At 63.8% G+C, this 15273-nt stretch carries 12 protein-coding genes; 8 read left to right on the top strand and 4 right to left on the bottom strand.

Annotated elements, in window-relative coordinates:
* The first annotated feature begins 406 nt into the window (after positions 1-406).
* Together B0G83_RS02445 and B0G83_RS02440 are read left to right on the top strand one after the other, a co-directional pair.
* The gene (locus B0G83_RS02445) at positions 407-1327 is read left to right on the top strand and encodes a proline dehydrogenase family protein (protein ID WP_105506551.1); all 921 of its coding nucleotides are present in this window, start codon (positions 407-409) and stop codon (positions 1325-1327) included.
* 150 nt (positions 1328-1477) lie between these two features.
* Positions 1478-4267, top strand: a complete 2790-nt coding sequence (locus B0G83_RS02440; RefSeq protein ID WP_258167652.1) for a LuxR C-terminal-related transcriptional regulator — start codon at positions 1478-1480, stop codon at positions 4265-4267.
* Between the two features lie 154 nt (positions 4268-4421).
* Here B0G83_RS02440 and B0G83_RS02435 read toward each other — a convergent pair whose 3' ends face one another.
* Together B0G83_RS02435 and B0G83_RS02430 are read right to left on the bottom strand one after the other, a co-directional pair.
* Entirely contained in the window at positions 4422-5039 is a 618-nt protein-coding gene (locus B0G83_RS02435; protein WP_105505822.1) for an RNA polymerase sigma factor, read from the bottom strand.
* Positions 5040-5067: 28 nt separating this feature from the next.
* Entirely contained in the window at positions 5068-6111 is a 1044-nt protein-coding gene (locus B0G83_RS02430; protein ID WP_105505821.1) for a MerR family transcriptional regulator, read from the bottom strand.
* 232 nt (positions 6112-6343) lie between these two features.
* On the opposite strand from B0G83_RS02430, the gene B0G83_RS02425 reads away from it, so the two are divergent.
* Positions 6344-7351: an FAD-dependent oxidoreductase gene (locus B0G83_RS02425; protein ID WP_308701381.1), complete on the top strand. Its 1008-nt coding sequence runs from the start codon at positions 6344-6346 to the stop codon at positions 7349-7351.
* Positions 7352-7522: 171 nt separating this feature from the next.
* Here B0G83_RS02425 and B0G83_RS02420 read toward each other — a convergent pair whose 3' ends face one another.
* The gene (locus B0G83_RS02420) at positions 7523-8620 is read right to left on the bottom strand and encodes an NADH:flavin oxidoreductase/NADH oxidase (protein WP_105505819.1); all 1098 of its coding nucleotides are present in this window, start codon (positions 8618-8620) and stop codon (positions 7523-7525) included.
* 89 nt (positions 8621-8709) lie between these two features.
* Between B0G83_RS02420 and B0G83_RS02415 the strand changes: the two genes are divergently transcribed.
* A complete protein-coding gene (locus B0G83_RS02415) occupies positions 8710-9054 on the top strand; it encodes a helix-turn-helix transcriptional regulator (RefSeq protein ID WP_105506549.1) in 345 nt (114 codons plus the stop codon).
* A 22-nt stretch (positions 9055-9076) separates the two neighbouring features.
* Here the strand turns inward: B0G83_RS02415 and B0G83_RS02410 are convergent, their stop codons facing one another.
* Complete coding sequence (locus B0G83_RS02410) at positions 9077-9508, bottom strand: response regulator (RefSeq protein ID WP_179712016.1); 432 nt, start codon at positions 9506-9508, stop codon at positions 9077-9079.
* A gap of 86 nt (positions 9509-9594) precedes the next feature.
* Here B0G83_RS02410 and B0G83_RS02405 point away from each other — a divergent pair, with 86 nt between their 5' ends.
* The 4 genes from B0G83_RS02405 (at position 9595) to B0G83_RS02390 (ending at position 15211) form a co-directional block, all read left to right on the top strand.
* On the top strand, positions 9595-10494 hold the full coding sequence (locus B0G83_RS02405) for a LysR family transcriptional regulator (protein WP_181156666.1): 900 nt from the start codon (positions 9595-9597) through the stop codon (positions 10492-10494).
* A 115-nt stretch (positions 10495-10609) separates the two neighbouring features.
* Positions 10610-11962, top strand: coding sequence for an MFS transporter (locus tag B0G83_RS02400; protein WP_181156665.1), 1353 nt, complete (start codon positions 10610-10612; stop codon positions 11960-11962).
* Positions 11963-11966: 4 nt separating this feature from the next.
* Positions 11967-12689 (top strand): aldolase, encoded by a 723-nt coding sequence (locus tag B0G83_RS02395; RefSeq protein ID WP_105505816.1) that lies wholly within the window; start codon positions 11967-11969, stop codon positions 12687-12689.
* Positions 12690-12970: 281 nt separating this feature from the next.
* Positions 12971-15211 (top strand): TonB-dependent siderophore receptor, encoded by a 2241-nt coding sequence (locus B0G83_RS02390; RefSeq protein ID WP_105505815.1) that lies wholly within the window; start codon positions 12971-12973, stop codon positions 15209-15211.
* The last annotated feature ends 62 nt before the right edge of the window (positions 15212-15273 follow it).

Raw genomic sequence — 15273 nt, 5'->3', positions numbered from 1 at the left:
CGCGAGAGGGCGCGTTTTGGAGCCGCCGCGCGGCTCATCCCATGATTACGCGCGAGACGCCACACTGGATGCACAACGCCCGGCCATCGACTCAAGGCTTGTTCAGCGCAGCGTGCATCGGCTCATCAACCGTCTGTGCGTTCATGCTACGATTCCCAACGCCTGAATGACATGAAGCAATCGGGCATTGACTCACCCCATAGTTAACTGCAAAAGACTTCGCTCGAACAATGTACGCAGCTGCCTGGCCTCCCTCGAAAACGTACTGAAAGCCTGGGTAGACGCAGTGATTGCGTCCGCGCCGGCATTCGTCCCGGAACTGTTGTCAATAACAGTTCCGGCGATGTCGCTCGAATCGACCTATCACGTCCAGATTCGCGCGACTGCGTATTCAAGAGACCACAACATGCGTATTCTCAATACGATGGCGGCTCGCGCCATCCCGCTGGTTCCCCGTTCGCTGATCCGTAAGATCTCCCGTCGCTACATTGCCGGCGAAACCCTCTTCGATGCCCGCGCGCGCATCGACGTACTCCACGCAGCAGGCTTCCGAACAACCGTCGATGTGCTGGGCGAGACTGCATCGTCGTCGGATCAGGCAGAGTCGATGGCTCGCGATTATCTCAATCTCGTCCAGGAGCTCGGTGTGGAAAACGAGCCCACGGAGCTGTCTATAAAACTCACCGCTTTGGGGCTGCATCTCGATGAAAGCGCATGCGTGACGCGAGTCTCGATGATTCTGCGAGCGGCGGCATTGCAAGGAATCAGCGCATGCATCGATATGGAAAACATCAGTTGCACCCAGAAAACGCTCGACGCTTTTTTGAAGCTGGAAGCCGACGGATATCCCGTCGGAATCGCACTGCAATCGTATCTGGTTCGCACGAACGACGACATCGTTCCATTGCAGGCACGCAAGAGCCGCATGCGCATTTGCAAGGGAATATATGCAGAGGCAAACGAGCATCTCGTCAACGGTGCATCGAAGGATCGGGCCGCGATCAATGCGCACTTCGTTCGGCACGTTACAAGCGCAATAGAAGCGGGATCGTTCGTGGGCATTGCAACGCACGACGCGGATTTGATCGATACGCTGACAGATTGGCTGGAACGCGAGCGGATTGACAGGTCACGATTCGAGTTCCAGATGTTGTTGGGGGTGTGCGAGCCGCTGCGCGATGCTTTGCTTGCGCAAGGATTTAACGTTCGCGTCTATGTGCCGTACGGTCATGACTGGTACGGCTACAGCACCAGGCGAATCAAGGAGAATCCGCGAATTGCCGGCTATATCCTGGCTGCGATGCTCCGCAGTCCGTTGGCTCGCTAATACTTACGGCAGCATTCCTGGCGCGGGACCGACCGTATCTGGTCCCGCTCTTACCCGGGCGGAAAGGTGAGCGACGCGTCATGGCAATAGCGATAGCAAATGTTAAATTACGCGCTATGATCGCCGGGGTCGGGGTTCCAGAAGAGGGCAATGATGCATGCATCGTCAGACAGTGCCGATCGCCAATGGAGCGTGTCGCTGATTCAGACCAAGATGCTGCCGCCCCCTCTGCAGGCTGGCTGTGTGCAACGACCCGTGTTTCTTGAGTGGTTACGTAATCAGCCGGTTCGTAGCATCACTGTCGTAACGGCCCCCGCGGGGTTCGGTAAGACGACCTTGCTGGCGGAATGGAGTGAAGCGCTGTCGCAGCAAAAGCATCTTGTCGCATGGCTCAGTCTCGACGAAGAAGATGACGATCCGCAGCAGTTCTGCGCCTACCTGGTGGCCGCATTCTCCAGGGCTTCGGCGGAAATTGCCTCGCAAGCGCAGCAGATGCTTAATAACGATCCGCTGACTCCTATCAGAACGGTCATTTCATTGCTCCTGAATGGGATCGCGGCATCTGGCCGGCGCGTTTTCCTCATGCTGGATGACGCCGATCGTCTCACCGCAAAACCCGTTCTTGCGCTTACGTCACGTTTGCTTCGCTACGCCCCTCGGAACATGCATATCGTGCTCGGGGCACGAGGTGGCCCTGCGTTGATGGTCGGCCAGTTTCGAGCGCCAGAGGAAATAGTACGTATTAATGTCGACGATCTGCGCTTTTCGAATGCCGACGCGCAGGCGTTTTTTGAACGGACAGGCACTGTGCCGCTTGACCGGACCAGCGTCGAATTGCTGAACGACGCAACGGAAGGATGGGTCGCCGGCTTGCAACTGGCTTCTCTCGCGCTGCGCGATGGGGGCGATGCGGCCAAGGTCGCTGGCAATCTGGTCGGCGCCACCTCCGGAATCGATTCGTACCTGAACGATACCGTGCTTGCGCGTCTGCCACCCCCCATGCTGAAGTTTCTGCTGTACACGTCGATTCTTGAACGACTCGCCCCTGCGTTGTGCGATGCCATCATAGGCGAAGGAAGCGGAAGCGGGAGCAAGCTCGACTGGCTCGAGCGGCATAGCGTGTTCATCCGGCCGCTGGATGGAACGCTGCAGTGGTACCGCTATCACGCGCTCCTGTCCGACGCGCTTCGCCGACGCCTTCTCCGCCAGATGCCGCAACAGGTCCCGTTGCTACATCGTCGTGCCTCCCAATGGTTTGCAGGAGCAGGTCTTTGGCCCGAGGCAGTCAGACATGCCCTGGCTGCGGGCGAACTCGAACAGGCTGCACAGTGGGTTGAGAACTGTGCGACGGAAATGCTCGAGCGCGGTGAGTTGAACATGTTGCTAGGGTGGATCGGAAAACTGCCGCCGGATGTCATTCAGGGACGGCTTCGTTTGCGTCTTACGAAAGCATGGGCGCTCGTGTTCTCGATTCAACCGGACGCCGCCTCGAAGGAAGTTGCCGCCGTTACCGACGAGTTTTTCCGGCGGCGTCGCAAAGAGAGCACCATGGCCGAGGAAGCCGCATTGGCCGAGATCAACGCGGTCAGCGCATTGATTGCCACCATGGCGGAGGAAAGCGAGCGGGCGCTCGAACTAGGCAGTGCGGCGCTAGCCTCGATGGCGCCGACGGCGCCGTGGGTGCAACGCTGCGCGCAATACGCACAGCTTTTCGGCCTGATGCATGGGGGCTGGTTCGACCAGATAGGTGAAATACGCGACGCCGTCGGCGAGCGGGTCGAACAAGATGAGGAGCCTGACTACTCGGATATGTTTCGACGCTCGTCGTTCGGCGTTGCTGCCTTTGTGCATGGCGAGCTGTCTGAATCAAGGCGAATTTTTGAGGCGATGTTTTATCGCATCGAAAAAGCCTGGGGCCACTCGTCGTCCTGCGCAACGTGGGCGGCCAGTTGCCTTGCTGCGATCCACTACGAGTTCAACGAACTGCCTGAAGCCCGGAAGATGATCGCGGGCCGCACGACCATTGCGTTGGATACCTCGCCGCTAACGGGTTTGATGCGCCACATCCTCTGCGCGGCACGCTTGCTGTGGCGCGACGGGGAAATGGGTTCGGCGCTGGCTATTCTTGAAGACGGTCGACAGGCCGCGGTAACCCGCCGCTGGCTACGTCTGAAGTTGGCGCTGGATGCCGAAACGGTCAGATTGCTCCTTGTAGAGGGCAACGTTGACGAAGCCAGGCAGATCGCCGATGAACTAAGCAAGAGCGTGCCAGCGATGTGCGAAGGGCGGACGGGGTGCGCGGTCGACACCTGGACAAGCTACTGTCTCCTGCGGGCGCGCGTACTGATTGCCGGAGATCGTGCAGATGAAGCCGTCATGCTGCTCAGCCCTTTGCTCGATACTCTGGCCGCCACGGGTAGGCGCTATTCGGAGGTTTTGGCTTCCTTGCTGTCCTCGTGTGCGCTTGCGCAATGCGGAGCGCCCGACAAGGCGCTCGGCGCGCTCGAGCGAGCGCTGCGTCTCGGAAGGCAGAGTGGCATGATTAATAGCTTTGTGGATGAAGGGCCACCCGTGCGCGCGTTACTACAGCGATTTCGCCTCGCTTCCGCGCATGTTTCCACGGCGGAAACTGCGTATGTCGACAGGCTGCTGATTGCTTTTGACGCCCTCGGCAATTCACCGGCCGCATCGCCCGTGCATGTCGAGGCCGTGCCGATGTCACCGGACGTTCTTAGCGCGAGAGAGTTCGAGGTACTCAGGTACGTTGCCCGTGGCCTTTCGAACAAGGAAATCGGCCGGTTGCTGAAACTGGCACCTGAGACGGTCAAATGGCACCTGAAAAACATCTTCGAAAAGCTCGACGTAAGTTCGAGAATAGAAGCGGTGCAGAGAGTTTTCGGACTCGGAGTAGGAGAGGACCGATCTGACATGCCGTGGTAAGTGATGCGGCATCCGTCGTGCAGCCAGCAAAAACGTACCCGCTTCATTCGCGCCATGAACGGCGGCTTGCGGCATCGCGATTGATTGACTGTTCAAGGTCGAACTGGAACGTTCAAAACTTGCCTGGTCGCCGGCCCTTCGTGCCGGCGATATTTCAATAGAAGCCGCCCCGAGGCGGTGCATGACGCGGATCGGCCATGTTCCGCAGCGATTCCAATCCGCGGCTGATCCAGCTTTTGACGGTGCCGATCGGCGCGTCCAGCGTGTGAGCAATTTCCGATTGCGATTGCCCGCGAAAATAAGCGAGCGCGATTGCCTGCCGCTGTCCCGGCGTCAAGCGACCGAGGTAGACCGACAGCCGTTCGGCGTCCAGCGCGACCTGCTGCGAAAGATCGCCGTCGCCGGTTGCATGGCGTTCGTCGAGTTCGTCGACGTACACGCCCGCATACGGATTGCGCCGCAGATAATCGAGCGCCTGATTCTTGACGATGGTCGACATCCACGTAGACGGCGACGCCTTGTCCGGATCGTACGAACCGGCGAAGCGCCAGATCTTGATGAAGCCGTCCTGCACCACTTCTTCCGCGGATTCGCTGGTGCGGGTCACGCGCACCGCCAGCCCGAACAGCGACGGCGCCGACAGCCGGTACAGCGCCTCGAACGCCGCCGCGTCGCGCCTGGCAATGCGTTTGAGGAGTGCGGCGAGATACACGCTCCTGTCATCCGGTGCGGGCGCGTAGAGACTCACCGCCGTCGAAGCATGCTGTGACATTCCACCTCCTTCGGAACGTGCGTGCCGGTTACTCCGTAGCGGCTTGCGGCAACGACGGTTGCCGCGGCGGCTGCGGGGGCGCCGCAAACCAGCCCTCTTCCCGCGCGACCCGTTCGAGCGCGGCCTCGATCATCGCGCACGCCCGATTGCTGACGTCGCCCAGATAGCGATGCAACGCGGCGTCCTGCGCCGAGCGCGACGAGCAGGTGTCGCTGTAGCGTTCGAACGCCGACAGCTTCATGACCAGTTCCGCCAGATGACGCGGACACTCGCACGCAATCGTCGACGAGCGGGCCGCGATCGCCTCCAGTTCGCGATCGTCGTAACGACGCCGCACCCGCGACCAGACGGCGTCGTCGCCGGTACGCTCCTGAATCCGCACGCGCTCGCAAAGGTCGCCCAGCATCTGGCGAAATTCCGTTATGCCGTCGGCCTCGCGATACAGGCGCACGCCGGCCACGCGCAATAACTCGGCGGCCGGCCCGGTGCCGAAACCGTAGACGACCGCCATCGCTTTGGCCTGGTGCGCGTCGCCCAACGCGATCACTTGCGCCGCGACGTCTTCCTGAAGCGAGTCAACATTGACGAGCAATGCGTCGATCGACGCGCCTTTCGCGATGCCCTGCTCCGAGGCCTCGGCAAGGTCGGCAAACGTGCACAGTGTGTTCACGCCATAACGCCGCACATCCACGCCAGAACCTTCCAGGCGCTGCGCGAGATTGCTGCCTACCAGCCCAAGCTTGATGTCGACGGTGTCGGCGACGCCGAAGTCCGGTGGCCCGTCGCCCTCGCGCGCATTGCGGGAGGCCAGAAACTGCAACTGCTCGCGATCGAGCCGCGCAATCGCGCCGATCGCGTGACCACGGCTCACCAGCATCTTGATCAAAGTGAGGCGCCGAACGTCGTCTTCGGTGTAGAGCCGCTGTCCCGACGCGGTCTTGGCCGGACCGATCACGCCATAGCGGCGCTCCCAGATCCGCAGCGTCGTGACCGGCATTTTGGCCAGACGCGCCGCTTCGCCGCTCTTGTAACCCTGTTGAATTGGAGATTGCTCGTCAGACGTAGTCACCATGAAACTCCTTGTGGGTCATCCTCGTTTCAAGCATAGGCCAATTCGCGCTACATCGAAACGATTTATTGACTCAATTCCTTCGTTTGAAACGCCTTTTTTGATGCGCTATGCTTTTTTCAATCCCCTGCCCCGCCTCGAATCGCCGCGCCGTGCCCGCCGTTCCGGGGGTCTGGGCGCGCCCCGTCGCCGTCCGCCGACACCGGACCGTCCACTCAGCCACGCAGGCCGCATCGTGAACATTTCTGATTCCCGCCCCCATATCGCGGTTGTCGGCGCCGGCATTGCCGGTCTGTCATGCGCCACGACGCTGCGCGCCGCCGGCTGCCGGCTGCGTCTGTTCGACCGCAGCCGCGGTCCGGCCGGGCGCATGAGCGCGCGGCGCGACGGCGACTGGCAATGCGACCACGGCGCGCAATACTTCACCGCCCGCGACCGCGCGTTTCGCGCCGAAGTCGCGCGCTGGCAAAAGGCCGGTGCCGCGGCGGCGTGGCCGGCGCGCCTCGCCGTGCTGGACGCGCCGAACTCGACCGCGCACACCACGCAGATCGAGCGCTTCGTCGGCACGCCGCGAATGAGCGCACCGGCGCGGCTGCTGGCCGAGACGCTGCCGCTCACCACCGATTGCACCATCGAAAAAGTGCTGTGCGAGCCGCGCGGCTGGCGTTTGTGGTCGGCCGAACACGGCGCGATCGACGATCGTTTCGACGCCGTCGTGCTGGCCATGCCGGCGCCGCAAGTCGCGCCGCTGCTGCATGCGCCCGCGCCCGAACTCGCGGCGATGGCCCGCAGCACGGTGATGCGGGCGTGCTGGGCGCTGATGCTGCGTTTCGACGCGCCGTTGCCGCTGGCCTTCGACGCCGCCTTCGTCAATCACGGCCCGCTACGCTGGATGGCGCACGACAGCAGCAAACCCGGCCGCGGCGGTCCCGAAACCTGGCTGTTGCATGCGCGCGCGGAGTGGAGCGAGGCGCATCTCGACACGCCGCCGGAGCAGGTCGCGGCGGCCATGCTGGCGGCCTTCGAACAATGCGGCGGACGCACGCCCGTCGCGTGGACCGCGCATCGCTGGCCTTACGCGGATGTGGCGCCCGACGGCGATCCCGCGCCGGGCTACGTGTGGCGCGAGGTGGATGGCTTGGGGTTATGCGGCGACTGGCTCAATGGCGGACGCGTCGAAGGCGCGTGGTTGAGCGGGCGGGCGCTTGGACATGAAATGCTGCGGGCGCTGCAGTCCGTTTAGCGTAGAGGGCGCGGAGCCGGACGCAGAATCAGCGTCGAGCGACGCCGGGAACGTGCATGGGGACCTGATGAAAAAAATGCGCCGCTGGCCCGGATGAGTCCATCCCGAACCAGCGGCGCACACTGGCAGCCAATGCAGTCGCCCACTACGAGCCGATGGCGCGCTTGCGCCTTACGCCACCTTGTAACGCTCGAGCCAATGCGCGTACGGCGCCGGCAATGTCCACGACGGACGCTCGATCCCCAGCTTCTTCGCCGCGTGATACGGCCAGTGCGGATCGGCCAGATGCGCGCGGCCGACCATCACCAGGTCGAGCTGCCCGTTTTCCACCGAACGGTTCGCCAGTTCAGGCGTATCGATGCCCCATGCCGACGACACCGGAATATCCGCTTCACGCCGAACACGTTCGGCGATCGGTGCGAGGAAGGCCGGCGCCCACGGAATTGCCGCCGTCGGCGTCGAAAATCCGACGCTCACGCTCAGCATGTCCAGCCCTTCGCGCTTGAAGTTTTTTGCCAGTTCGATCGATTCCGCGAGCGTTTCCTCGTCGCGACCGTCGTACTCGATCACGCCGAAACGCGCCGTCAACGGTAGATGTTCCGGCCACACCTTGCGCACCGCCGCCAGCGTTTCGAGCATGAAGCGGCTGCGGTTGTCGAGGCTGCCGCCATACGCGTCGTCGCGCTGGTTGGAGTGCGTCGAGAAGAAGCTCTGGCCGAGATAGCCGTGCGCGAAGTGCAGTTCGAGCCATTCGAAGCCCGCGTCGAGCGCGCGTTTCGCGGCGGCGACGAAGTCTTCGCGAACCCGCGCGATGTCGTCGAGCGTCATGGCTTCCGGCACCTTTCGCAAACCGCCGCCGAACGCGATCGCCGACGGCGCAATGGTCTGCCAGCCGCGCGGATCGTTTTCAGCGATATGGTCGTCGCCCTCCCACGGACGGTTGGCGCTGGCCTTGCGGCCCGCATGCGCGATCTGGATACCCGGCACCGCGCCCGACGCCTTGATCGACGCGACCACCGGCGCGAACGCCTGGGCCTGCTCGTCGTTCCAGATGCCGGCGCAGCCCGGCGTGATGCGGCCTTCCGGCGACACCGCCGTGGCCTCGACGATCACCAGCCCCGCGCCGCCGCGCGCCAGACCGGCGAGGTGCACGCGGTGCCAGTCGTTGATCAGACCGTCTTCGGCGGTGTACTGGCACATCGGCGGAATGGCGATACGGTTGCGCAAGGACACGTCCTTGAGCTGGTACGGCTGGAACAATGCGGACATTCGGTTCAACTCCTTCTGGGATAGCCTTGTACGTTAGTTCGATAAACATCGAATAACGAAGTATCTCAGAAACGTTTATGATCTGCAGGATGCGTACTTATAAACATCCTGCCGCTGAGGACTTCACGCTCGGGCGGCTCTTTCATGCGTTGAGCGATCCGGTGCGGCTCGAGATCGTGCGGCGGCTGGCGTCGGTCGACGAGGCCACGTGCGGCGATCTCGACGGCGGCAGGCCGAAGTCGACCGTGTCCCATCACTTTCGGATCCTGCGGGAGTCGGGGCTCGTGCGCACGCGCGTGGCCGGCACCGTGCATCAGAATTCGCTGCGGCGCGCGGAACTGGACGCCCGGTTCCCCGGTTTGATGGACGCGGTGCTGCGGCAGCTCGCCGCAGAAGCGGTGGTGAATGAGGCGGCGCTCAGCGAAGCGGTCTGAACGGCCGATCTGAACGGCGCAGCTATTCCCGCCAGAGCTTGCGCATCAATGCCAGCAACGCCGTCGGCGCCGTGCCCTTTTGACAATAACCGTCGAAATTGTGGCGCGCCTTACCGGTTTCCTTAACGTGGTCCTCGTCGAGCGACGTGAACGCGACGATGCCCAGGCTGTGCGTAGGCAGATAGCTGCGCAGCGCGCTCGCGGTCTCGTAGCCGTCGCGCTCCGGCATCATGATGTCGAGCACCACGACGTCCGGCACCCAGTCTTTCACACAGCGCAGCGCTTCCGCGCAACCGTTGGCGGCGCGGGCTTCCACGCCTTCGTAGGAGAGATAGGTGGCGAGCGCTTCGGCCGCGCCTGCGTTGTCGTCGACAACCAGCACACGCGGCATTTCGTGTAAGACCCGGATCTCGCGGGCGCTCCACCTTTGACAGGTCGATGGGGTTCGGGACATGGCTAACCGCTTGCGAAAAAACACCTGCTGCCAGCAAGCTGCGTACCATACCTGTCGTCCCCTTTTTCCAATCGCCGCCTGTTGCCATGAAAATGCTTGCCAGCCGGGATCATCAACTGCGCCTGTTCGTTGCCGTCGCCAAGGCGAATTCGTTGCGCGAAGCCGCCGAGATTCTCGGCCTCACGCAGCCCGCGCTGAGCAAACAGATTCGCGCGCTCGAAGCAGCCCTGAACGAGACGCTGTTTCTGCGCCACGGCCGCGGCATGCAGTTGACGCCGGCCGGCGAGGCGCTGTTTCTGAAACTCGAGCCGCTGTTCAACTCGCTCGACGCCACCTTCGCGCACGCCGGTCATCCGGGCGAACAGCGCGGCACGTTGCGCATTGCGACCGTGCAAACGCTGGTGGCGTGGTTCATCCCCGAGTTGAGCCGACAGTTGCTCGCCCTCTACCCTGACCTGCTACTGACGATTCATTGCGACAGTTCGGCCAACGTGGTGGAAAGCGTGGAGCGCGGCAAAGCGGATATCGGCTTTGTCTACGAGACCGCCGTGGACGGTCCCGAGCTGGTCGCCGAACCGCTGTTCGAAGAACGGCTGGCGCTTTATCTCCGCGCCGACCACCCCGCCGACGCCGACACGCCGGCCAATCTCGCCGGCTTGCCACTGATTCTGCCGCCGCGGCCCTATGCGCTGCGCCGCATGGTGGAGCGGGCGCTGGGCTATGGCGTGCAGCCGTACATCGAATGCGATTCGCTCGAATTGTGTCTGCGCCTCGTGTCGATCGGCGACGGCGTGACCGTGCTGCCCGACAGTCTGCCGCGCGATATGGTCGAGGATCGCGGCCTGCGCCGCGTGGCGCTGACCGCCATCTCGCCACGCCGACTGGTCGCGCTGTCGCGGCGCGCACGCGGTGCGTCGCGCAGCTTCGACAGCGCGCTCGACATCGCTTTGCGTGCCGGCGCCCAAAGCGCGATAACTCCCGGTTAATCCAGAGTTATTTCTGGGCGCATAGCTCACGCCCTGCAAGGGACCAATACTGGCTTCAGTCCGGCAGCCTCGCGCCGATCACCGGAGTTCAGCCCCCTCTTGCATGGAACCCACCGTGAACGATCCTCTTTCCGCGCTCGACGGTCTCGCCGTCACGACGCCGCGTCGCGCGCCGTCGCCCCGCTACAAGGCCGTCTTGTCGGCCACCGCCGGTTCGATTATCGAAGGCTTCGATTTCATCGCGTACGGCACCGCGGCGGCGCTGGTGTTCAACCGGCAGTTCTTCCCCAATCTCGACCCTACTAGTGCGACGCTGGCGTCGTTCGGCGCGTTCGCCACGGGTCTTTTCGCGCGGCCCCTCGGCGCCGTGCTGTTCGGCCATTTCGGCGACCGGCTCGGCCGCAAGTCGATGCTGACGCTGTCGCTATTCCTGATGGGCTTTTCCACCATCGCGATCGGCCTGATTCCGAACTACGCGCAGATCGGCATGGGGTCCGCCGTGCTGCTCGTCGCGCTGCGGATTCTGCAAGGCATCGCGCTCGGCGGAGAAATGGGTGGCGCCGTGTTGATGGCGGTCGAACACGCGCCCGCGAGCCGCGCGGGTCTGTTCGGCAGCCTGCCGCAAATCGGCCCGCCGATCGGCCTGCTACTGTCGACGCTCGCCTTCAGTCTGTTGACCCGGCTGCCCGAGGCGGCCTTTCAAAGCTGGGGCTGGCGTGTGCCGTTTCTCGCCAGCGTCGTGCTGGTGCTGCTCGGCGCGTTCGTCCGGCGCAGCGTGGGCGAAACGCCTGCGTTCGAAAAAGCCGCGCGCGCCCGGCAACCCGCCGACGTGCCGCTCTGGCAACTGCTGGCGCGCCACAAGAAGGCGTTGCTGCTGGCGATCGGCGCGAAGCTGCCCGAAGTCACCCTTTACTACGTGCTCACGGTGTTTCTGGTGTCCTATGCATCGACCCGGCTGGGCTTCAGCCGCAACGCCGTGTTGCAGGCCGTCATGTTGGGCGCGGCGATTCAGATCGTGACCTTGCCGCTGATCGGCTACGTCGCGGATCGGGTCGGCGTGCGGCGGTTTTACCTCGGCGGCGCGGTGCTCATGGCGTTGTGCGTCGTGCCGCTGCTGCGCTGGATCGATAGCGGCAGTCTCGTTGCGTTGCAGGTGGCGGTGGCGATCGCGCTCGGCCTGAACTATCCCCTGCTGTTCGGTCCGCAGTCGGCGCTGTTTGCCGCGCAGTTTCCCGTCGCGGTGCGCTTTTCGGGTATCTCGATCGGCATTCAGTTTGCCGCGGCGATTGGCGGCGGGCTGGCGCCGATCGTGGCGACCGCGCTCGTGACCCGCTTTCACGGTTTGCAGCCGATCGCGCTGTATATCGGCGCGCTCGCGGCGCTAGCCGCGCTGTGCACACGACTGATGAAGAACGTGGCGTCGGTGCAAACGCAAACACCGATGTCGCCCAACTCACAAGGAGAATGACCTCATGAAACAACGCGCAACCGTCACGGGGATCGGCGCGGCCAATGCCGACGACCCGCTCGGCACACTCGCCGACGCCTGCCGCATTCTGTCCGCGAAAGGCCATATGGCGAGCCTCGCCGGTCAGATCAGCTGGCGCGACGCGGCGCATCGGGGCTACTGGACGCCTGCGCTCACCACGCATTTCGCCGATGCCTGCGCGGCCTCGATGGTGCTGGTCGACGACGAACTCAATGTGCTGGAAGGCGCTGGCCGGCCGAATCCGGCGGTGCGGTTTCACGCGTGGGTGTATCGGCATCGCCCGGACGTGCACGCGATCGTCCACACGCATCCGCGTTACGTCAGCGCGTTGTCGATGCTGGGCATACCGCTGCCGGTCGCGCACATGGACGCCTGCATGTTCCACGACGACTGCGGCTTCCTCGCGGATTGGCCCGGCGTGCCGATCGACGACGAGGAAGGCCGCCTCATCACCGAGGCGCTGGGCGCGCGCCGCTCCGCGCTGCTCGTCAATCATGGTTATCTCAGCGCGTGCGCGTCGGTCGAGGAAAGCGTGTACATGGCGGTGTCGATGGAAAACGCCGCCGAACTGGCGCTGCTGGCCATGGCGGCCGGCACGATCAAACCGGTGCGCGCCGATCTCGCTCAGGCGGCGCATGACTTTCTGCTGCAGCCTTCGATCGTGAACGCGACGTTCGCGTACTGGCTGGAGCAGGCTGGGCGATAAGCGGGTGGCGGGTGGCGGGTGGCAGGTGGCGGGTGGCGGGTGGCAGGTGGCGGCTGGCGGCTGGCAATGGCGCGACGAGGGCACGCCGATTTATGCAAAATGATTACTTTCAAATGAAAATGATTCGCATTTGATCTATAATCCGCCGGAACAAAAGTTCCGCGCATGGACAGATGCTCGACAAGGCATCTGAATTTCGTCCCGGAACGCCAAAAACATGCCGCCCGGATTCCAAGCGCGCCCCGGGACGGAAGATCGACGACCACGCCAATCCTTCATCCATGTCTGTTTCACGTTTGCACACGCCGCAGGTCGCCCCTGCTAAAAACGCGCTTCACCGCGCCGCCATTCTTACCGCCATCGCCGTCGCGTTCAGCGTGCCGGCTGTCGCTTCGGCTCAATCGGCCGAGTCGACGCAAGCGCCCCAATCTCCTCAAGCGCCTCAGGCGGCCGGCAAGGACGCCGCGCCCGGCAGCACCCTGCCCGCCGTCAAGGTGCAGGCGGCCAAAGACACGCTGCCTGGCGATCTCGCGCCGACCTTCGGCGGCGGCCAGGTGGCACGTGGCGCCGACTTCGGCGTGCTCGGCCAGCAGAAGAACCTCGACATGCCGTTCAGCATGACGACCTACACGTCGAAGCTGATCCAGGACCAGCAGGCCCGTACCGTCGGCGACGTGCTCGCCAACGACCCCGCCGTGCGCGTCGCCAACGGCTTCGGCAACTTCTCGCAGGTCTACATCATTCGTGGTTTCACGTTGCAGGGCGACGACGTGTCGCTCAACGGCCTCTACGGCATCACGCCGCGTCAACTGGTAGCGACCGACGCACTCGAACGCGTCGATCTGTTCAAAGGCGCGAACGCGTTTCTGGGCGGCGCCTCGCCGAACGGCTCGGCGGTCGGCGGCGGTTTGAACCTGCAACTGAAACGCGCCGACGACAAACCGCTGACCCAGGTCACGCTCGAAACCAGCGGCTCGGGTGAATTCGGCGCGCACGTCGACGTGGGCCGCCGCTTCGGCAGCCAGGACCAGTTCGGGATTCGCGTGAACCAGGCGAACCGCGACGGCGAAACCTCGATCGACGGCGAACACCGGCGCGACAACACCACGGCGGTGTCGCTCGACTGGCGCGGCGATAAGGTGCGCTTGTACGGCGACTTCCTGTATCAGCGCCAGCGCGTCAACGACGGCCGTCCGACGGTCAACGTCAGCGGCAATTTCGTGCCGGCGCCGCCGTCGGCGACGTACAACTATGCGCAAACCTGGAGCAGCAGTTCGCTCGAGGACACGGTCGGAATCCTGCGTGCCGAATACGATTTCCTGCCGGGCTGGACCGCCTATGTGGCAGGCGGCGCGCGCCATACCGACGAGCACGGCGACTATGCGTCGCCGACCGTCGGCAACACCGGTACGACGTCGTTCCGCCTCGGCGTGCCGCATCAGGAAGACGCCACGTCCGCGGAAGCCGGCGTGCGCGGACGCTTCAACACCGGCCCGGTTTCGCACTTCGTCACGGCGGGCGCGTCGATCGTGCGCGTCGACTCGCAGTCGGCCTTCACGTTCAGCGGTTCGTTCAACACCGACCTGTACAACACGCCGCAACTGCCGTCGCCGGTCACGATCGGTTCGGGCGGCAATCTGGCCGATCCGCAAACCACCGCGCTGTCGTTGATGCGCAGCGTCGCCGTGTCGGACACGCTGGGCTTCCTGAACGATCGCGTCCTGTTCACGATCGGCGCGCGTCATCAGGCGCTGCACTCGAACGCGTTCGACTACACCGGCAAGCAGACCGAGGCCTACAACGATTCAATCACGACACCGCTGTTCGGGCTCGTCGTCAAGGCGACGCAGAACCTGTCGTTCTTCGCGAACCGCAGCGAGGCATTGACGGTCGGCTCGCAGGCGCCGACCACCGCGTTGAACTTCGGCGCGCTGCTGCCGCCCGAACGCTCGAAGCAGTACGAAGTCGGCACGAAATACGACAACGGCAACTACGGCGCGTCGCTGGCCGCGTTCCAGATCGAAAAGCCGTCGACCTTCACGAACGGCGCGGGCTTCTTCGTCGCGGACGGCACCGAGCGGCATCGCGGCATTGAAGCGTCGGTGTTCGGCGAGCCGTATAAAGGTGTGCGCGTGATCGCCGGCGCGACCTATATCGACGCGCAGCAACTCGACACGGCCGGCGGCGCGACCGACGGCAAGCGGCCGATCGGTGTGCCGAGCTTCATGTTCAACCTGGGCGCGGAATACGACGTGCCGGTGGTCAAAGGCTTGACGCTGACCGCGCGCTGGACGCATACCGGTCCGCAATATCTGAACACGACGAATACGCTGTCGATTCCGACGTGGGACACGTTCGATCTCGGCGCGCGCTACGCCGCCGTGGTGTTCGGCAAGCCGACCACGTTCCGCGCCAGCGTGCTGAACGTGGCGAACAAATCGTACTGGTCGTCGACGACGGGCGGTTATCTGACGCAGGGCGCGCCGCGCACGTTCCTGCTGTCGATGACGACCGACTTCTAGGCGTTGCCGAACGCGAATCGCGGTTCACGCGATTGCGGTAAGCGAAAAAAATCGCCGCCGGG

It is taken from the genome of Paraburkholderia sp. BL21I4N1, assembly GCF_002973525.1.
Lineage (GTDB): Bacteria > Pseudomonadota > Gammaproteobacteria > Burkholderiales > Burkholderiaceae > Paraburkholderia.
Note: the sequence above shows the minus strand (reverse complement) of the source record. Positions and strands in the feature narration are given on the sequence as shown.

What these genes read in the sequence shown, in the direction of transcription:
- B0G83_RS02445 (WP_105506551.1), top strand. Translation starts at nt 407, where the DNA reads ATGCGTATTCTCAATACGATGGCGGCTCGCGCCATCCCGCTGGTTCCC.
- B0G83_RS02440 (WP_258167652.1), top strand. Translation starts at nt 1,478, where the DNA reads ATGATGCATGCATCGTCAGACAGTGCCGATCGCCAATGGAGCGTGTCG.
- B0G83_RS02435 (WP_105505822.1), bottom strand. Translation starts at nt 5,039, where the DNA reads ATGTCACAGCATGCTTCGACGGCGGTGAGTCTCTACGCGCCCGCACCG.
- B0G83_RS02430 (WP_105505821.1), bottom strand. Translation starts at nt 6,111, where the DNA reads ATGGTGACTACGTCTGACGAGCAATCTCCAATTCAACAGGGTTACAAG.
- B0G83_RS02420 (WP_105505819.1), bottom strand. Translation starts at nt 8,620, where the DNA reads ATGTCCGCATTGTTCCAGCCGTACCAGCTCAAGGACGTGTCCTTGCGC.
- B0G83_RS02415 (WP_105506549.1), top strand. Translation starts at nt 8,710, where the DNA reads ATGCGTACTTATAAACATCCTGCCGCTGAGGACTTCACGCTCGGGCGG.
- B0G83_RS02410 (WP_179712016.1), bottom strand. Translation starts at nt 9,508, where the DNA reads ATGTCCCGAACCCCATCGACCTGTCAAAGGTGGAGCGCCCGCGAGATC.
- B0G83_RS02405 (WP_181156666.1), top strand. Translation starts at nt 9,595, where the DNA reads ATGAAAATGCTTGCCAGCCGGGATCATCAACTGCGCCTGTTCGTTGCC.
- B0G83_RS02395 (WP_105505816.1), top strand. Translation starts at nt 11,967, where the DNA reads ATGAAACAACGCGCAACCGTCACGGGGATCGGCGCGGCCAATGCCGAC.
- B0G83_RS02390 (WP_105505815.1), top strand. Translation starts at nt 12,971, where the DNA reads ATGTCTGTTTCACGTTTGCACACGCCGCAGGTCGCCCCTGCTAAAAAC.